A 19260-nucleotide genomic window follows, 5' to 3' on the forward strand; every position below is an offset into this window, starting at 1 on the left:
CAACGGTGCGAGTTACTCACCTCTCGCTGACCGACTTTCGCAACTATGCGAACGCCGAGGTTGGTTTTTTTCCGGGCCCGAACCTCATCGTCGGACGGAACGGCCAGGGCAAAACCAACCTGGTTGAGGCACTCGGCTTTCTCAGCACGCTCGGATCCCACCGAGTCTCCACCGATAAGGCCATGATTCGGTCCGGGCAGGATGCCGGCATTATTCGGGCCCGACTTGAATACAACGGCCGGGACATCCTGGCCGAGGTGCAGCTGAACCGCACGGGGCAAAACCGAGCGCAGGTCAACCGATCGGTCATCAAGACCCGCGATCTGCCGCGCTATTTCTCGAGCGTGGTGTTTGCTCCGGAAGACCTTGCCCTCGTGCGCGGCGACCCTTCCGGTCGGCGCAAATTTCTCGATCAGCTGTTGGTGCTACGCAGCCCGCGATTGGCCGCAGTGCTCAGCGACTACGATCGAGTGCTCAAACAGCGCAACACCCTGCTCAAGTCGGCTCGGGCATCGGGCGTGCGCGGCAATCAGCTCTCCACGCTCGATATCTGGGATGACCGGCTGGTGGAGTTCGGCTCGGAAATCATTGACGAGCGCGCCAAGCTCGTGCAGCAGCTTGGTGAACCGTTGCGAGCGGCCTATCGTGCCGTCGTGAATGAAGATCATGGCCCAGCCCTCATGGCGAGCCTCAGCATCCTGGGCGCCGACGAAGACGCCGAGCTCGGCGTTCTGCCGGCCACCGTCCTGCCATCCGCCGCTTCGGTGGAATCGTCTACCAATGAGATATTTCGAACGGCACTGGTCGGACTGCGAAAACGCGAATTGGAGCGGGGCATCACCCTTGCCGGACCCCACCGCGACGACCTGGTTTTCATGCTCAATGCCTTGCCGGCCAAGGGATATGCCAGCCACGGGGAGTCGTGGTCGTTCGCACTGTCATTGAAACTCGCATCCGCTCAGCTGTTGCGGCAGGAATCAGCCAGTGGCGACCCGGTCCTGATTCTGGACGACGTCTTTGCCGAGCTCGACCTGCAGCGTCGGGCGCGGTTGGCCGCCGCGATCGGGTCGTTCGAACAGGTTTTGATTACCGCGGCGGTACTCGAGGATGTTCCCCCGGCCCTCGTTGCGCACACCATTCACATTCATGCCGGCGCGGTCACCGATGGCTGAAGAAAATGTTCCACGTGAAACAACTGAGACCGGCGATTCGGTGGAATCCGGTACCAGTGAGGCAGCGCAGGTCTATCTGCGCTTCAAGAGTGTTTTCGGTGATCCCAACGCCAGACACTCACGCGGCCGAAAGAGAATCGCGCCGGTAGCCGGATCGAGTGTTCCCTTCGGGATCGGCCGCGACCCGCGCGGTCTGGGTGACACGATAAATTCGCTGACGATGCAGCTGGGCTGGAATTCACCGCTGGCCCAGTCAGAACTTCTGGCGTCCTGGACCGAGCTGGCCGGTGAAGAAACAGCCAACCATTCGACCCCGGCCGGTATCGATGACGGCGTGCTCACGGTGCACTGTGAATCCACGGCTTGGGCCACCCAATTGCGCCTGATGCGCAATGTGATCATGGAACACATTGCGCATCGGTACCCAGACGCGGGCATCCAATCAATTCGTTTCCAGGGACCCAACGCTCCGTCCTGGAAAAAGGGTCCCAGATCAATTCCAGGGCGTGGTCCACGCGATACCTACGGGTAACCCAACAATTAAGGTCAACCCCTTGAACAAAACGCGTCAAACGGCGATTATGGCCGGTTCATCTCCCCCCGTTTGGTAGACTGAATGGTCGCCCGTGCGATGGTCAGGAGCCTAATTTCAGATGACAGTTGAACCGACGCCCGAACGCACGTCCCCAGATATATCCCCAGCCGTGGCGGAGCGGGAGCCGGAGCACGAATACGGTGCCGATGATATTCAGGTGCTCGAAGGCCTGGAAGCCGTTCGCAAGCGACCCGGAATGTACATCGGGTCCACCGGACCGCGCGGACTGCACCACCTGGTCTACGAGATCGTCGACAACTCCGTCGATGAGGCCCTTGCCGGACACTGCGACACCATTGACATTCGCATTCTCGCCGACGGCGCGATCCGCGTCGAAGACAACGGACGCGGAATTCCGGTCGATATTCACAAGGCAGAGGGGCGGTCGACCGTTGAGGTCGTGCTGACCGTGCTGCACGCCGGCGGCAAATTCGGCGGAGGCGGCTACTCCGTCTCGGGTGGCCTGCACGGCGTCGGAAGCTCCGTCGTCAACGCCCTGTCGAGCCGCCTCGAAGTCGAGGTTCGTCGCCAGGGGTTCATCTGGCGCCAGAGTTTCGCCAACGGTGTTCCGAATGCTCCCCTCGAGCAGGGCGAGGCCAACGACGAAACCGGCACAACCATCACCTTCTGGCCGAGTGCGGAAACCTTCGAGACGATCGAGTTCGACTATGAAACCCTGCGCGCACGGTTTCAGCAGATGGGCTTTCTCAATAAGGGACTGCGTCTCACCCTCACCGACGAGCGTGAAGCCCACCGCACCGATGACGGCAAAGTCGTCAGCAACACTTTCAAATACGACCAGGGTCTCGTCGACTACGTCGAGTACTTGAACCGTGCCAAGAAGGCCGACCTGGTCAACGACGAGATCATCTCGTTTGAGTGGGAAGACCACGAGCGCAAGATGGCCCTCGAAGTGGCCATGCAGTGGACCACGGCGTACACCGAGAGCGTGCACACCTACGCGAACACCATCAATACCCACGAAGGTGGCACGCACGAAGAGGGGTTCCGCGCCGCGCTGACCACGCTCGTGAACAAGTACGCCCGTGAGAAAGGCATCCTCAAAGAAAAGGATGACAACCTCACCGGCGATGACGTGCGTGAGGGATTGACCGCGGTCGTATCGATCAAGCTCGCCGAACCGCAGTTCGAGGGCCAGACCAAGACCAAACTCGGCAACACCGAGGCGAAGTCGTTCGTGCAGAAGGTCGCCAACGACCAGCTCACCGACTGGTTCAACCGCAACCCGAACCCGGCACGCGAGATCATCCGCAAATCCCTGCAGGCCTCGAACGCCCGCATGGCAGCCCGCAAGGCCCGTGAAACCGCGCGCCGCAAGGGACTGCTCGAGGGTGGCGGTATGCCGGGCAAACTCAAGGACTGCCAGAGCAAAGACCCGTCGATTTCTGAGATTTTCATTGTGGAGGGCGACTCGGCCGGCGGTTCGGCCGTGCAAGGCCGTAACCCCGAAACGCAGGCGATTCTGCCGCTGCGCGGCAAGATCCTCAACGTGGAGAAGGCCCGACTCGACCGGGCCCTCGGCAACAATGAGGTGCAGGCGATGATCACCGCATTCGGCGCTGGCATCGGTGAAGAGTTCAACCCAGACAAGGTGCGGTACCACAAGATTGTTTTGATGGCCGACGCCGACGTCGACGGGCAGCACATCACCACCCTGCTGCTGACCCTGCTGTTCCGTTATATGCGCCCGTTGATCGACCTCGGCTACGTGTACCTGGCCCAGCCGCCGCTGTACCGGCTCAAGTGGAGCAACTCGCCGCACCAGTACGTGTACTCCGACATTGAGCGCGACGCACTCCTCGCGGACGGTGCCGCCGCCGGCAAGCGCATCCCGAAGGACAACGGAATCCAGCGGTATAAGGGTCTCGGCGAGATGGACTACAAGGAGCTGTGGGAAACCACCATGGCGCCCGAATCCCGCACCCTGCTGCAGGTCACCCTGGACGACGCGGCATCCGCCGACGAAATCTTCTCCACCCTGATGGGTGAAGACGTCGAATCACGACGCAACTTCATCCAGAAAAACGCGAAGGACGTGCGTTTCCTTGACATCTGACGACACCACGGGCCAGACAGACGCCGAGGAGACCGCGGCAACCGCGGCCGCCAAGGCCGCCCACCTCGTGCAGCACGGCAAGATCGACCAGGTCGATCTGCAGCTGGAAATGCAGCGTTCCTACCTCGACTACGCGATGAGCGTTATTGTCGGGCGCGCGCTGCCCGACGTGCGTGACGGAATGAAGCCGGTTCACCGCCGAGTGATCTACGCCATGTTCGACGGCGGTTACCGGCCAGACAAGGCGTTCTCGAAGTGCGCCCGCGTCGTCGGCGACGTGATGGGCCAGTTTCACCCGCATGGTGACTCCTCGATCTATGACGCGCTCGTGCGTCTCGTTCAGCCGTGGAGCCTGCGGTATCCTCTCGCCCTGGGCCAGGGAAACTTTGGTTCCCCCGGCAATGACGGTGCTGCCGCGCCGCGATACACCGAAACGAAGATGGCCCCGCTCGCCCTCGAGATGGTGCGCGATATCGACGAAGACACCGTCGACTTTCAGGACAACTACGACGGCCGCACGCTCGAGCCCACCGTGCTGCCGGCCCGTTTTCCGAACCTTTTGGTCAACGGCTCGGTCGGAATCGCTGTCGGTATGGCCACCAACATTCCCCCGCACAACCTGCGCGAAGTTGCTGCTGGTGCCCAGTGGTACCTCGACAACCCCGACGCCGGCCGCGAAGAACTGCTCGAAGCGCTGATTGCGCGCATCAAAGGCCCCGACTTTCCCACCGGCGCGCAGATCCTCGGCGTCAAGGGAATCCAGGATGCGTACCGCACCGGGCGCGGTTCAATCACGATGCGGGCCGTGGTGAGCATCGAAGAGATTCAGGGCCGCACCTGCCTGGTGATCACCGAGCTGCCGTACCAGGTGAACCCGGACAACCTGGCAATCAAGATCGCCGACCTGGTCAAGGATGCCAAGATCACCGGCATCGCGGACATTCGCGATGAGACAAGTGGTCGCACCGGCCAGCGCCTCGTCATCGTGCTCAAGCGCGATGCCGTTGCCAAGGTGGTGCTGAACAACCTGTACAAGCACACCCAACTGCAGGAGAACTTCGGCGCCAACATGCTCGCCATCGTTGACGGCGTGCCGCGCACCCTCTCCCTCGACGGTTTCATCTCGGCCTGGGTTGCCCACCAGATCGAGGTCATCGTTCGCCGCACCCAGTTCCGCCTGAATAAGGCCGAAGCGGATGCTCACATCCTGCGCGGCTACCTCAAAGCGCTGGACGCACTCGATGAGGTGATCGCGCTCATCCGTCGGTCCAACACGGTCGACGACGCCCGCGAAGGCCTCATGGCACTGCTCGACGTGGACAAGCTGCAGGCCGATGCCATTCTCACCATGCAGCTGCGCCGCCTGGCCGCCCTGGAGCGTCAGAAAATCATCGACCAGGCCGCCGAACTCGAACTGCAGATCGCCGAGTTCAAGTCGATCCTGGCCAGCCCCGAGCGCCAGCGCACGATCATCAGCGAAGAACTTGCCGAAATCACCGCGAAGTTCGGCGACGACCGCCGTACCGAGATCATGTTCGGTTTCGACGGCGACATGTCGATCGAAGATCTCATTCCCGAAGAGGAGATGGTGGTCACCGTCACCCGCGGCGGCTACATCAAACGCACCCGCAGCGACAACTACCGCAACCAGCACCGTGGAGGCAAGGGCGTCAAGGGCGCTCAGCTGCGCGCCGACGACGTGGTCGAACACTTCTTCGTCACCACGACGCACCACTGGCTGCTGTTCTTCACCAACACCGGCCGGGTCTACCGGGCCAAGGCCTATGAGGCCCAGGAATCGGGACGGGACGCCAAGGGCCAGCACGTCGCCAACCTGCTCGCCCTGCAGCCCGGTGAAGAAATCGCGCAGATCCTCGACATTCGCGACTACGAGGTGGCCCAGTATCTGACTCTCGCCACCCGCGACGGCCTGATCAAGAAAACCGCGCTCAGTGAGTACGATACCAACCGCACCGGCGGCATCATTGCGATCAAGTTGCGTGAGGGCGACGAGCTCGTCTCCGCCCTGCTGGTCGAAGATGATTCCGACCTGCTGCTGGTCTCTCGCAAGGGCATGTCGATTCGCTTCACCGCCACCGACGAGGCATTGCGCCCGATGGGCCGCAGCACGTCCGGCGTGATTGGAATGCACTTCCGCGGCGAGGACACCCTGCTGGACGCATCCGTTATCAATGACGACGGCTACGTCTTCGTGGTGACCGAGGGCGGTTACGCCAAGCGCACCGCCGCTGACCAGTATCGCCTGCAGAATCGCGGGGGCCTCGGTATCAAGGTGGCCAAGCTCAACGATGACCGCGGTGACCTGGTCGGTTCGTTGATCGTGAACCCTGAGGATGAGGTCCTCGTGGTTCTTGCCAGCGGCAAGGTGGTACGCTCGTTCGTCGCCGAGGTTCCAGCTAAGGGCCGGGACACGATGGGCGTTGTGTTCGCGAAATTCGCGGATGAAGATCGAATCATTTCCATCGCGAAAAATATCGAACGTAATCTGGTCGCCACGGACGAAGAGGGCGCAGCGGATGCCGATGCCACGGCTGGTACCGTCGACACCAGTGCTGCAGACGGCACTGTTCCGAACGCGGATTCAGGGAAAGTAGAGACACCGAATGAGTAGCGTCGCCGAAAAGCTCGCCAAGAAATCCACCCGCAAGACCGCGAGCAAGCAGGTTCGCCTCAAACTGGTCTACGTCGACTTCTGGTCGAGCGTGAAGCTGTCGTTCCTGGTAGCGGTGTGCCTGGCCATCGTCACGATCGTGGCGACCTTCCTCACCTACACCGTACTGGTGCAGACCACGGTGCTGACCAAGGTCGACGACCTGTACGCGACCGTCGCGGGAGAATCGGCCGACCTGGCCGCTATCCTCTCGATCGGCAACGTCATGGGCTTCGCGGTCGTCGTGGCGATTCTGAACATGGTTGTGATCACCGCCCTCGGCGCCATCTACGCCGTGCTCTACAATCTGAGCGTTAAAATCACCGGCGGCCTGCTCGTCGGCTTCACGAATAACTAGATTTTCCGCGCAATCGAGGGCTGTTTCTCACCGGAAACAGCCCTCGCAGCCCGATTCGGGTAATTCTTCCCCCTAGAAGGGTGGCTCGATTTCAGGTTCCGGCCAGATTCCGGTAGTCTCTAATCTGCCCAAGAGGGGGATATAGCTCAGTTGGTTAGAGCGCTTCACTGATAATGAAGAGGTCCCAGGTTCAAATCCCGGTATCCCCACGCAGCACCAGATTCACCAGTTCTCACCCGCCTCTGCCGCGCATCAATCTGTACCGGTCGGGTAAGGGGGGCCATAGCTCAATTGGTAGAGCGCCTGCTTTGCAAGCAGGAGGTCCGGGGTTCGATTCCCCGTGGCTCCACAAACAGGTGAAGGGCCCGTCTTCGGACGGGCCCTTCTTTTTTGCCCGAGCGTTTCTCTGCCTCGCACAGCTGCCGGCGGCGGGACGGGCTGGCGCCGGGCATCCGCTGGGATGTCGCGTGTGCGGCCCCCAGCAGGGGCGTGTCGACCGCTGCCGCAATTAACGCGGCAGGGCCCGCATCCGATGGATGCGGGCCCTGCACGAGCTCTTGAGCGTCTCGCCTAGTCTTCCTGCTGCGCGGCTGGTTCAACCTCGTCGTCGGCGACCCAGAGCTCGTCGTCGGCACGGAAGGTTTGCCAGACAGCGTAGGCGACGCCTACGGCGGCCACCACGGCCAAGCCGAGGGCGAAGTAGGTTCCGGCTCCGGGGCCCTTGGGTTCGACGACGACCGGCTTTTGCAGGCGGAGGCGACCCAGAGCGGCACGCACCCGCGCGTCGCGGGCGACGTCACCGACGGACATAACGGTGCCGATGGCGGTACCGATTCCGGGGAGAACATCGTTGACGACGCGGCGGCGCACGCCATCGGCTGCTTCCTGGGTTGCGTTCACGCTCGGGCGAACGTAGTGGTCATAGCTCTCGCGTACGCGCGGAGCTACTTCTTCGCGAGCGAGAACACCGGCCTGGTGACCGGCCTGACGAGCGAGAACGTTTGCTCGCTCCAATACTTCTTGCTGGTGGCTCCATAGTTCGTCTGCGCTTTTGCGCAGCCGAGTGAGTTCCTTGCGGCGCTTGCGTGACAGGCTCATCTGGACCCTCCATCGATGTCGTGTGGCGAATGTGTCTCTATCTTGCCACTGAGTGCCCATCTTGCCACTCAATCGTGGAGTTGCCAGCGAATGCACTGGGAGCGCGTGGCGGCAATCAGATTCGGCAGAGGTAGCTGTGCAAGAATCTGTGTATGTCTAAGCACACTGCTGTCGCCACCCTGAACACCACCCTCGGACCGATCAAGGTCAACCTCTTCGGCAATCACGCGCCGAAGACGGTCAAGAACTTCGTCGGCCTCGCGACCGGCGAACTCGAGTGGAAGCACCCCGCCACGGGCGTCGCCTCCACCACGCCGCTCTACGACGGCACGATCTTTCACCGCATCATCAAAGACTTCATGATTCAGGCCGGCGACCCGCTCGGCCAGGGCACCGGTGGCCCCGGCTACCAGTTCGATGACGAAATCAGCCCCGACCTCGACTTCACCCAGCCGTACGTGCTCGCAATGGCCAACGCGGGAATCCAGGGCGGCCACGGCACGAACGGCTCTCAGTTCTTCATCACCGTCGTTCCGACCACCTGGCTGCAGGGCAAGCACACCATCTTCGGTGCCGTTGAAGACGAAGACAGCCGCGCCATCGTGGCCAAGCTCGCCACCGTTGCTACCGACGGTCGCGACCGCCCCCTCGAAGACGTCAAGATTCTGACCGTCTCCGTCGAGAACGTCTAACCAGTACCTCTGCTTAGAAAATGAGTGATCTGCCGACCTCGGCGGCGAATTTTTGTTACCGCCATCCGGGGCGGCAGAGCTTCATTCTGTGCCAGCGTTGCGGCCGCACCATCTGCGCTGAGTGCCAGACCCAGGCCGCTGTCGGGGTCATCTGCCCCGAGTGTATGAAGGAACAGCGCAAGAGCGCACCCCGCACCAAGCCGGCTGTGCTTACCCGACTCACCGGCAGCGGGCAGCCGACTGTGACATATTCCATTATTGGAATCACCCTCGTCGTTTATCTGCTGCAGTTCGTCTTCGGCAATCAGATCACCGACGTGCTGCGCTACGCGGGGGTCTATTCACTTCCCGGCACCTTTGAACCATGGCGCATGCTCACGACCGCGCTCGTGCATGGCGGCCTCTTTCACGTGCTGCTCAACATGTACACGCTCTGGATCTTCGGCCAGCTGCTCGAGCAACTGCTCGGCCGCGGTCGTTACCTGACCCTCTACGTGCTGAGCGCACTAGCCGGTTCACTCGGGGTGCTGTTTCTGGCGGATCCCCTCACGCCGGTGGTGGGGGCGTCCGGTGCCATCTTCGGCCTGATGGGCGCATTCCTGGTGATTCAACGTCGACTGGGCGGTAACGCGACGCAGTTGCTCGTGCTGGTCGGTATCAACCTCGTGATCGGGTTCATTCCCTCGTTCCACATCGCCTGGCAGGCCCACATTGGCGGGATGATCGGCGGTGCCGTGCTCGGCCTCATCTTCGTGCAGACCCGCCGCATCCGGCAGAAATCATTGCAGAACGGCCTGATCGCCGCGTTCGCCGCACTACTGGTGTTGCTGAGCCTCGCGCGCTTGTTCGTGGGGTAACCGGCCGAGCGCTTCACGAGGCCGAGTTATCCACAGGTCTATCCACATGGGGATAATTACACCGGTGTCATTACCCTTGTTATTACCTCGCGGTGACCGAGCGGTAACGGATCAGTGTTCATTGGTCGAACAGTTGGTGCAGGGACGCCTGACTAACGCCAGCGCGTGGTCATCAGAAAGCCGATGAAGGCGATTCCGAAGCCGACCAGAATGTTCATGGCGCCAAGCCCCGCGATGGGAAGCTGGCTGCCGCTGACGTAGAACACGATGATCCAGGCCAGGCCAAGGAGCATGAAACCGAACATGACCGGCTTGAACCAGACGGCATTAGGCGCGTCCTCGTTCGAGCGGGCAACGTCGGTGCGGGCGGGCCGGGTGCGGGGATTCTTACGTGCCATCCTGCGATCCTAGCGTCTTCGCCTGTTTGAGTGGATTTGACGCGAGGTCTGGAGTGCGTTCAGGTCGGTAGACTCGTTGTATGTGTCCACAGGTCGACGATCCCACCGAGATTGTCAGCAAGCGACCGCGCCGGGTGAAATCGGGCAAAATCACCGTGCTCGGAGTGCTGGGCGAACTGCTCATCACTGCGGGCGCACTCGTGTTGCTGTTCCTGGGTTGGCAGCTGTGGTGGAATGACATGATCATGGCCAACTCGCAGTCCGATGCTGCCAGCCAGATCAGCCAGGACTGGATCCAACAGGACACGTCGACGCCCGAACCCGTGCCAACGGTTGACCCGGCAGAACCGAGTGCAGAACCTGCACCGGTTGACTACGGAGCACCACTGGTGGCCACCGCTCCGGCCAATGCCCAGGCCTTCGCCGTGTTGTATGTGCCACGGTTCGGAGCTGATTACCACCGCACCATTGCCGAGGGCACTGGCCACGACGTTCTGAACAGCAACCGCCTGGGAATTGGGCACTACGACGGCACACAGATGCCCGGTGGGGTGGGCAATTTCGCCATCGCCGCCCACCGCAGCGCTTTCGGCGGTGGCATGCACCTGATCAACGAACTTCAGCTCGGTGACGCCATTTATGTTCAGACCGCCGACGGGTATTACACCTACCGGTATCGCGATACTGAGTACGTGGCGCCCTCTCAGGTGCAGGTGCTGGCATCCGTTCCGAATCATCCCGACGCCAGCGCGGTCGACCGGATCATCACCCTTACCAGCTGTAACCCCTTGTATTCCACCGCGGAACGCATCATCGCCTACGGCGTGTTCGAATCGTGGCAGCCGCTCTCGACCGGCGCACCGGCGGAACTCGCCCCGATCATCGCAGCCCAGGGCTAGGAGGCTCCCATCTACGCAGCACTGTGGCGCATTCTTCCCGGACCAATCTGGGTGCGCATCATTCTGGTTCTGATCCTGTTGCTGGCGGTACTCGCCGTGCTGGCCACTTGGGTGTACCCCTGGATCGACGGAATTCTCAACAGGCAGGAAGCGACGGTGGGCGGTCCATGACCCGTATTCTCGTGATCGACAACTACGACAGTTTTGTGTACACCCTCAATGGGTACCTCATGGAACTCGGCGCAGAGACCGAAGTCGTGCGCAACGACTCCTTCACCAAAGCGGATGCTGCCTCCCGCATCGCCGACTACGACGGCGTGCTGATCTCCCCGGGTCCGGGTAAGCCCTCAGACGCCGGTGTGTCCATTGCCGTGGTCGAGGCTGCACTCGTGGCCGAACTACCACTGTTTGGCGTGTGCCTTGGGCACCAGGCCATCGCCGAGGCCTTCGGAGCTACGGTGACCAACGCTGAAGAGCTCATGCACGGTAAGACCTCACTCATCACTCACGACGGTAGCGACTTCTACGAGGGTGTGCCGCAGCCCTTCACCGCCACCCGGTACCACTCGCTCGCCGTGGTCGCGTCGACCGTTCCGAGCGAACTCCTGGTGACGTCACGCACACAGGGCGGCGTCATTATGGGTCTGCGTCACGCATCCGCTCCCATTCTCGGTGTGCAATTTCACCCTGAGTCGGTGCTGACCGAGGGCGGCTATCGCATGCTCGGCAACTGGCTGGCCCTGACCGGCCTTGATCGTGCCCAAGAGACCGCGAAATCTCTGCACCCCCTGCTGCGCCTCACCTAGCCGCCAGCCCTCGCCCTGGGCCCACCTTGGGGAACCGGGCCCATGATCTATCGTGGGCCCGGTTTCCGGGCCCGGGCCCGGTGCAAGGGAGAGCTAGGAGCCGGCGCAGTAGGTGAGGGTGATTTCCGACTGCTGGGGCACGTCGCCGGGGGCCAAGGACTGCGCCTTCACCGGGGAGCCGGACTGCTGAGCGCAGGCGTAGTCGGGCTCCTGAATGGCCACCAGCCGGAGCGTGTCGCCGTTCACGAGGTCGCTCGCCGCCACCAGGGACTGGCCGGTGAGGTCGCCCAGGGTGACCAGTCCGCTGGAGACGATGTAGTTGACCGTGTCCCCGGCGAATTGAGCGGATGCTGCCGCCGGATCGGTGCGCAGGACGACGTCGGCGGCCACGGTCGGCGAGTTCTCGGCGGTGACCGAACCGGAAACGAAACCGAGCGCTTCGATCGCGGCCTGGGCATCCGTTATGGTCTGGTTGGTGACATCGGGAACCGCGACGGGCACCGGACCGGTCGAGACGAAGACCTTGATCACGTCGGACGGGTTGACGATTGTGCCGGCTGGAGGGTCGGTGCGAATGACCTGATCGGCGGGCACCGTGGTACTCGACTCTTCGGCGCGGGTGGCCGCGAGATCCAGGTCAAGCAGAGTGTTCTGGGCATCATCGTAGGTCTCGCCAGTGAGCGAGGGCACCTGGCGTGAGCTGTCGGGCAGTTCCACCGAGGGTTGCAGATTCGCCACCCAGATCATGACCGCCACGACAATGACGACGACGCAGACGATTCCGGCCCAGACCCAGATCACCGGAGGGCGCCGCTGCGTGCGCACCATTGTCTGGTCTTCGGAGAGTTGCTTGAGGGCCAGGGCTGAGCCGGTGACGGTGGCGGGCGCTGCGCCGAATAGTCCGGCGCCCACCTCCTCACCGGCGTGATGAATGGGGATCTGGCCGGCCCCGGCAGTCTCGACATCGTTGCGAAACTCGACGGCGCTCTGGTAGCGGGCAAAACGGTCCTTGGCCAGGGCGTGCAGCACGACCGAATCGAGGGCCGGAGACACGCGGGGGTTGATCGCGGACGGCTTGACCGGTGTCTCACTGACGTGCTGGTAAGCGACGGCCACGGGCGAATCACCACGGAACGGCGGGCGGCCGGTGAGCATTTCGAACAGCACCACACCGGTCGAGTAGAGGTCGGTGCGTGCATCGACCGACTCGCCCTTGGCCTGCTCGGGGGAGAAATAGGCGGCGGTTCCGAGGATCGCGGTGGTTTGGGCCACGGTCGTGGCGGAGTCGGAGATGGCTCGGGCGATACCGAAATCCATGACCTTCACCTGGCCGGCCTTGGTGATCATGATGTTGCCCGGCTTGATGTCGCGGTGTACGACGCCAGCCCGGTGTGAATATTCGAGGGCGGTTAGTACCCCGTCGATGACGCGCACGGCTTCGGCAGCCTCGATCGGGCCTTCCCGGATGATGTCCTTGAGCAGTCGACCGTCAACGTGTTCCATGACAATGAACGGAATCTGAGAGTCGTGGCCGGACTCATCAGTGACGGTCTCTTCGCCGGCGTCGAACACGCGCACGATCGTCGGGTGAGCCATGCGGGCTGCGGCCTGGGCTTCCTGCCGGAAGCGAGTGCGAAACGCCGGGTCCGCCGCGAGGGTGGACTTCAGCAGCTTGATCGCCACCGTGCGGCCGAGCCGGGAATCGGTGCCGATGTGCACGTCGGACATGCCGCCACGGCCGAGCAGGGCGCCGACGCGATAGCGACCCGCGATCAAACGACCAGAGTCAGGCACTACAGCACTCCCCCACAATCAGACACTGTATTCGGGATGGACACAGTGAGCGCTACTTTACCGCACGGCATCGGCGGTTACTCCGTGACAGCTGGGTCGCCCGTGACTTTTACATCGACCGTGGGCGAGAACTCGGAGCTGACCTGACCACAGAAGTAGCGGAACTTGACCTTGAAATTCTCGGTTCCGGCCGTGATCGTGCCCGTCGTCGTTTCCGCGTTGGTGGGATTGGCCGAGGTGATGACGGCGGCACCGCCCTCGGTGGCGATTTCGTAGCCCGCCAGGGTTTGGCCGGCCGGGCAGGTCTGCGCGTTCCAGCTGACCGTGACCGTACCGGCGGGGGCCGCCGGCGAGGGCGTCGCCGTCGGGGCCGACGTCGGCGTGCTCGGCGTTGCAACCGGGCCATAAACGGTTAGGACCACGGTGGTGCCGGCCGGAACCGGGCCGGTGGGGTTCACCCGGTAGACCTTGTCGACGTTGTCACTGGTCGCGGCGGCATTGCCCGTGGCGATGTCGGCCACGAAGCCCATGTCGACGAGCAAGGCCGCGGCTTCGGCGCTCGGCTTGCCGACGAAGTCGTCAGGGTTGACCGAGGTGTTCGTGGGAGTCGGGGTGGGCGTCGGGCTCGGCGTCGGTGTGGGAGACGGCGTCGGCGTGGTCGACGGCGTCTGCGACGTCTCCACCGGCGCCGGCGTCTCGTTGTTCTGGGTGAACAGCGCAATCAGCGTGCCGGTGAGCACGATCACGAGCAGGGCGACGAGGGCGATGAGTGGCCAGGTCCACTTGCTGCGCTTCTTCTTCTCCGCTTCGGCGGCTGCTGCAGCGGATGCCCGGGTGATGGGCGCACCGGTGGCCGGAAGGATGGTGGTGGCCTGGTCGTTCCCGGCGCCGGGCATGAGCATGGTGGCGCTGGTGGCGCTGAGCCCGCCCAGAACAGATGGCACGGCCACGGCGGCCGCGGCCACGTCACCACGACGCAGAGCGGATGCAGCGCGCGCCAGGTGGGCAGCGGACGCCGGCCGGTCAGCCGGGTTCTTGGCCAGGCAGGCGAACACCAGGTTGCGCACCGGCTCGGAGACGGTCACCGGCAGGTCGGGTGCGATCTCGTTGATCTGCGCCATGGCGATGGCGACCTGCGACTCGCCTGTGAATGGACGGCGCCCGGCGAGCGACTCATAGGCGACAATGCCGATGGAGTAAATGTCGGTGGTCGGTGACGCCGGGTGCCCGCTGGCCTGCTCGGGCGAGAGGTACTGCACGGTGCCCATGACCTGGCCGGTCGCGGTGAGTGGAACCTGGTCGGCGATGCGGGCGATGCCGAAGTCGGTGATCTTGACCCGGCCCTCGGGCGTGATGAGCAGGTTACCGGGCTTGATATCGCGGTGTACGAGACCGGCGGCGTGGGCAGCGTGCAGCGCGGCAGAGGTCTGCGCGACGATGTCGAGCACCTTGTCGGTCGGCAGCACGTGCTCGCGCTCGAGGATGGTGGACAGGGCTTCGCCGGGCACGAGTTCCATGACCAGGAAAGCGCTGCCGTCTTCTTCGCCGTAGTCGAAGACATTCGCGATGCCCTCGTGGTTGACGAGAGCGGCGTGGCGGGCTTCGGCGCGGAAGCGCTCGAGAAAACCGGGGTCGCCGAGGTACTCGTCCTTCAAAATCTTGATGGCGACGCTGCGGCCGATGACCAGGTCGGTGGACTTCCACACCTCGCCCATGCCGCCAATCGCAATGCGCGACTGCAGCTCGTATCGTCCCCCGAAGGTGAGGCCTGCTGTGGGTCTCATTTGTTAAGCACCGCCTCTAGTACTTTCTGTGCGACAGGTGCGGCAAGAAGGTTGCCGAACCCGGTTTGTCCCATTCCCCCGCCGTCCTCTATGAGTACGGTAATGGCAAATTGAGGGTCGTTCGCCGGCGCGAAACCGGTGAACCACAATGTGAATGGATCGGTTGACCCGTTTTGCGCCGTGCCTGTTTTCCCTGCCACGTCGACCCCGTCTATTCTTGCATTGCTCGCGGCGCCATCCTGAACGTCATTGATCATCATGCCGGTCAGTGTTGCAGCTGTTTTCTCGCTCATGACGCGCCCGATTTCGCTCGGTTCGAAGGTTTGGATGGCACTCAGGTTGGGCGCGAGAATCTCTTGCACCAGGTTCGGTGCCATGACGACGCCACCATTGGCGATGGCGCCACTGACCATGGCCATTTGCAGCGGCGTTACCTGCACGTCGTACTGGCCGAACGCCGACTGGGCGGTCTGCGGATCGTCGAGCCCCTGCGGATACACGCTTTCGGCCACATTCATCGGGATGCTGTAGTCGCTGTTGAATCCGAATTTCTCGGCGGTCTGACGAATGGCTGTGTCGCCGAGTTCGACACCGAGCTCGGCGAAGGGAATGTTGCAGGAGAGTCGCAGTGCCGTGGCCAGGGTGACCGTTTCCCCTGCGCCGCAAGTTCCGTTGCTGGAGTTTTGGATCTTGCTCGTTGTTCCTGGCGGCGAGTAGACGGTTGGGTTCGGAAAGGTGCTCTCCGGGGTGTACTTGCCCGATTCCAGTGCAGCCGTTGAGACAACAAGCTTGAACACAGACCCGGGCGGGTTGAGCGAATTGATTGACCGGTCGATCAGCGGATCGTTCGGATCGGCCAGCAGCGCTTCGTAGCTGGCGGTGACCTCCGCATTGTTGTGCACTGTGAGCAGGTTGGGATTGAAACTCGGTTTGGAGACCATGGCCAGGATGCGGCCGGTAGCGGGCTCCGTGACGACGACCGATCCGGTGTAATCGCCGAGGGCATCCCAGGCGGCCTGCTGGGCGATGGGATCGATCGTGACCTCGACGGCTGCACCCTTCGGATCCTGGCCGGTGACCAGGGCGCTGATCTTGTCGAAGAACTGCGAGTTGGAGGTTCCGGTGAGTTCGGCATTGAGAGCAAATTCGAGGCCGGTCGGTTCGCCGTTGATCGGGATATACCCGGTGATCGGCGCGTACAGCTCTGGATTGGTATAGGTGCGCAAGAATTTGTAGTCGTCGTCGGCCGGCATCGACTGCGCGATCGGTTCTCCGGCGACGAGGATGGCACCACGTTCAACCTGGTAGCTGTCGTAGAGCGTGCGGGTATTGCGCGGGTCGGCCGAAAGATTGTCGGCCTGGAAGGCCTGCACGACCGAGGTTGAGCTGAGCAGAGCGACGAACATCAGCATCACGACGATGCTGACGCGCTTGAGTTCGCGGTTCACTTAGACCACCAGCCTGGGTTGATTGCGCACGGTGTCGGAGAGCCGCAGCAGCAGGGCCGCGATGATCCAGTTGGCCACAAGCGATGAGCCGCCGGCGGCCAGGAAGGGAGTGGTCAGACCGGTCAGCGGAATGACCCGCGTGACACCGCCGATGACGATGAAGCACTGCAAAGCAACGACGAAGGCGAGGCCGACAGAGAGCAGCTTGCCGAAGTCATCCTGCCCGGCGAAGCCGATGCGAAACCCGCGGGCAACGAACAGAAGATACAGGGCGAGGATGGCGAAGATTCCGGCGAGCCCGAGCTCCTCGCCGAGGCTCGCGATGATGTAGTCACTCTGCGGTACCGGGGTGATTTCCGGGCGTCCCTGGCCCCAGCCGGTGCCGAGCAGGCCGCCCTTGGCGAGGCCGAACAGGCCTTGTACCAGCTGGAAGCTGCCGCCGTCGGCGTTGTAGACCTCCGGGTTGAGCGCGTCGAGCCAGTTGGTGAAGCGGCCGTTGACGTAGTTGAGGGTCTGGCTGGCTATCAGGGCTCCGCCGAGAAACAAGCCCATCCCCAGGACGACCCAGCTCAGTCGGCCGGTGGCGAGGTAGAGCATGACCAGGAACAGGCCGAAGTAGAGCAGAGCCGTACCGAGGTCGCGCTGAAAGATGATGACCGACATCGAGAGGGCCCAGACGACGAGAATCGGGCCCAGATCGCGAAAGCGGGGAAACCGGGCGCCGAGAATCTTCTTGCCGACCATGGAAAGACTGTCGCGGTTGCGCACCAAGTAGCCGGCGAAGAACACGGCCAGGGCGATCTTGGCGATCTCACCGGGCTGGAAGGTACCGAAATTGCCGAAGCTGATCCAGACCCTGGCGCCGCTGATCTCCTTGCCGAGCCCGGGAACGAGCGGTAGAAAGAGCAGAAGCACACCAACGAGACCGGCAATGTAGGTGTACCGAAACAGCACACGATGGTTGCGAATGACCAGCAGCACGACGATGGCGCTGAAAATGGCCAGGGCGCTCCAGACCGTCTGGCGAACGGCGGCGCTCTCCCAGCCGCCCTGGTTGTCGGCGATGTCGATGCGGTAGATCATGGCGATACCGATGCCGTTGAGCACGGTGGCGATCGGCAAAATGAACGGGTCGGCATCGCGGGCGACGAATCGCAGCACGATGTGCAGGCCGATCACCAGGGCCGACAGGCCGGCGCCGAGCAGTACCAGGGTCGGGTCCAGCTCGCCGAGGGTGCCGAGCTGCACGAGCATGACCGCGCTGGCATTGATGAAGCACGCGATCAGCAGCAGGAACAGTTCGAGGTTGCGCAGTTTCTGCGGCAGGTGCAGGCGACGCACGGGCTCGTCGCGCGACGTTTTCAGAGCGGATGCCTTACTCAACGATTGCCCCCTTCAGCCGCTCGATAATGGCCAGGGCGTCGGCGAGGGAACCGGCGTTGATGGTTTGCTCCACCTGCTGACGGTCGTAGACGCGCAGGTCGGAGAGATTGAGATCCGTGTCTTCGTAGACGCTGGAGAGTTTGATCGGACCGATGTCCTGCTGTACACCTTGGTAGATGGCGACATTGGAGCCGTCGACGCCCACGAAGTAACGGGTCTGAGTCCACTGGTAGCCGATGATCGTGGTCGTGACGATGCTGAGCACCAGCAGAATGACGCCGACCAGCCAGGTGGCCTTGCGGCGGCGCGCGCGGCGGGCATCCTCTTCGATCAATTCGGACAGGTAATCCTGCGAATCGGGTTCGAAGTGGGTTTCCCGCACCGGGTGCAGGCGCAGGGCCGGGATGCGCAGGGCACGGTTGCGGCCCGGTTCCTCACCGAAGGCGAGCGGATTCGCGGCGGAACCAACGATGACCGGACTGTCGGTGCGCGCGGAGCCGTCGCCCGCGCCGATGTCGACGATGACCACCGTGACGTTGTCGGGGGCGCCGCCGTCGAGGCTCTCTTTGACCAGAAGGTCGGCGACATCCTGCGCGCTGGCACCACTCGCCAGAGCGGAGGCTATCGCGGTGTGCGAGACGACGCCAGTGAGTCCGTCGGAGCAGAGCAGCCAGCGGTCGCCGTCGATCGTGGCCAGAATCGAGGTGTCGATTTCGGGACTCGCCTCGACGTCACCGAGTACGCGCATGAGAACAGAGCGGCGCGGATGCACCATGGCCTCGGCCTCGGTGATGCGCCCGCTGTCAACGAGGCGCTGCACGAAGGTGTGGTCGATGGTGATCTGCGAGAGTTCACGTTCGCGGAGCAGATAGATGCGCGAGTCGCCGATGTGGGCGATCGCCACCTCGTTCTCGAGCACCACGATGGCGCTGACCGTCGTGCCCATGCCGGTGAGTTCGGCGTGTTCGAAGACCGTTTCGGCCAGTTGGGCGTTGGCGCCGATCAGGGCGGCCTGCAGGGCGAATTCGGCGTCCTGCGCGCTCGCATAGGGCTTGTCGGCCTCGATGATGCGTTTGGTGGCGATCGACGACGCGACGTCGCCCCCGGCGTGGCCGCCCATGCCGTCGGCGACCACAAACAGGCTGCGTCCGGCGTACCCGGAGTCCTGGTTGTTGGAGCGAATCTTGCCGACGTGAGACGCGGCTGCGCTATGACTGACCGTCGCCAT

General features: G+C 63.0%; 16 protein-coding genes and 2 tRNA genes. 11 read left to right on the top strand and 7 right to left on the bottom strand.

From position 1 onward, the window contains the following. Positions 1-5 precede the first annotated feature (5 nt). The 7 genes from recF to QMF22_RS07930 all read left to right on the top strand — a co-directional run bounded on the left by recF (position 6) and on the right by QMF22_RS07930 (position 7222). Complete coding sequence (recF, locus tag QMF22_RS07900; RefSeq protein WP_283452135.1) at positions 6-1172, top strand: DNA replication/repair protein RecF; 1167 nt, start codon at positions 6-8, stop codon at positions 1170-1172. Next, positions 1165-1704: a DciA family protein gene (locus QMF22_RS07905; protein ID WP_283452137.1), complete on the top strand. Its 540-nt coding sequence runs from the start codon at positions 1165-1167 to the stop codon at positions 1702-1704. Before recF ends, QMF22_RS07905 begins: the two co-directional genes overlap by 8 nt. 121 nt (positions 1705-1825) lie before the next feature. Further along, positions 1826-3844, top strand: a complete 2019-nt coding sequence (gene gyrB / locus QMF22_RS07910; RefSeq protein WP_134344757.1) for a DNA topoisomerase (ATP-hydrolyzing) subunit B — start codon at positions 1826-1828, stop codon at positions 3842-3844. A 67-nt stretch (positions 3845-3911) separates the two neighbouring features. Continuing rightward, a complete protein-coding gene (gyrA, locus tag QMF22_RS07915) occupies positions 3912-6476 on the top strand; it encodes a DNA gyrase subunit A (RefSeq protein ID WP_283452642.1) in 2565 nt (854 codons plus the stop codon). Then, positions 6469-6873: a DUF3566 domain-containing protein gene (locus tag QMF22_RS07920; protein ID WP_283452142.1), complete on the top strand. Its 405-nt coding sequence runs from the start codon at positions 6469-6471 to the stop codon at positions 6871-6873. Before gyrA ends, QMF22_RS07920 begins: the two co-directional genes overlap by 8 nt. A 135-nt stretch (positions 6874-7008) precedes the next feature. Beyond that, positions 7009-7082: transfer RNA gene (locus QMF22_RS07925), tRNA-Ile, on the top strand. Between the two features lie 67 nt (positions 7083-7149). Then, positions 7150-7222: transfer RNA gene (locus tag QMF22_RS07930), tRNA-Ala, on the top strand. Between the two features lie 221 nt (positions 7223-7443). On the opposite strand, the gene QMF22_RS07935 is transcribed toward QMF22_RS07930, so the two are convergent. After that, the gene (locus tag QMF22_RS07935) at positions 7444-7971 is read right to left on the bottom strand and encodes a hypothetical protein (RefSeq protein ID WP_283452144.1); all 528 of its coding nucleotides are present in this window, start codon (positions 7969-7971) and stop codon (positions 7444-7446) included. A 152-nt stretch (positions 7972-8123) separates the two neighbouring features. Here QMF22_RS07935 and QMF22_RS07940 point away from each other — a divergent pair, with 152 nt between their 5' ends. Then, positions 8124-8663: a peptidylprolyl isomerase gene (locus tag QMF22_RS07940; RefSeq protein WP_092338384.1), complete on the top strand. Its 540-nt coding sequence runs from the start codon at positions 8124-8126 to the stop codon at positions 8661-8663. 20 nt (positions 8664-8683) lie between these two features. Next, complete coding sequence (locus tag QMF22_RS07945) at positions 8684-9520, top strand: rhomboid family intramembrane serine protease (RefSeq protein WP_283452149.1); 837 nt, start codon at positions 8684-8686, stop codon at positions 9518-9520. 152 nt (positions 9521-9672) lie between these two features. Here QMF22_RS07945 and QMF22_RS07950 read toward each other — a convergent pair whose 3' ends face one another. Continuing rightward, entirely contained in the window at positions 9673-9918 is a 246-nt protein-coding gene (locus QMF22_RS07950) for a cell division protein CrgA (protein WP_092338388.1), read from the bottom strand. Between the two features lie 80 nt (positions 9919-9998). On the opposite strand from QMF22_RS07950, the gene QMF22_RS07955 reads away from it, so the two are divergent. Beyond that, positions 9999-10817, top strand: a complete 819-nt coding sequence (locus QMF22_RS07955) for a class E sortase (protein ID WP_283452152.1) — start codon at positions 9999-10001, stop codon at positions 10815-10817. 167 nt (positions 10818-10984) lie between these two features. Beyond that, on the top strand, positions 10985-11623 hold the full coding sequence (locus QMF22_RS07960) for an anthranilate synthase component II (RefSeq protein ID WP_283452154.1): 639 nt from the start codon (positions 10985-10987) through the stop codon (positions 11621-11623). Positions 11624-11716: 93 nt separating this feature from the next. Here the strand turns inward: QMF22_RS07960 and pknB are convergent, their stop codons facing one another. From pknB to QMF22_RS07985, 5 genes are all read right to left on the bottom strand, one after another. Continuing rightward, positions 11717-13417: a Stk1 family PASTA domain-containing Ser/Thr kinase gene (gene pknB, locus QMF22_RS07965; protein WP_283452156.1), complete on the bottom strand. Its 1701-nt coding sequence runs from the start codon at positions 13415-13417 to the stop codon at positions 11717-11719. 77 nt (positions 13418-13494) lie between these two features. Then, positions 13495-15201, bottom strand: a complete 1707-nt coding sequence (locus QMF22_RS07970) for a protein kinase domain-containing protein (protein ID WP_283452158.1) — start codon at positions 15199-15201, stop codon at positions 13495-13497. Then, positions 15198-16649, bottom strand: coding sequence for a peptidoglycan D,D-transpeptidase FtsI family protein (locus QMF22_RS07975; RefSeq protein WP_283452160.1), 1452 nt, complete (start codon positions 16647-16649; stop codon positions 15198-15200). Before QMF22_RS07975 ends, QMF22_RS07970 begins: the two co-directional genes overlap by 4 nt. Then, positions 16650-18032: an FtsW/RodA/SpoVE family cell cycle protein gene (locus QMF22_RS07980; protein ID WP_283452162.1), complete on the bottom strand. Its 1383-nt coding sequence runs from the start codon at positions 18030-18032 to the stop codon at positions 16650-16652. It abuts the gene before it with no gap. Continuing rightward, the gene (locus QMF22_RS07985; RefSeq protein ID WP_283452163.1) at positions 18025-19260 is read right to left on the bottom strand and encodes a PP2C family protein-serine/threonine phosphatase; all 1236 of its coding nucleotides are present in this window, start codon (positions 19258-19260) and stop codon (positions 18025-18027) included. Before QMF22_RS07985 ends, QMF22_RS07980 begins: the two co-directional genes overlap by 8 nt.

This window comes from Cryobacterium sp. PH31-L1, assembly GCF_030063145.1.
Lineage (GTDB): Bacteria > Actinomycetota > Actinomycetes > Actinomycetales > Microbacteriaceae > Cryobacterium.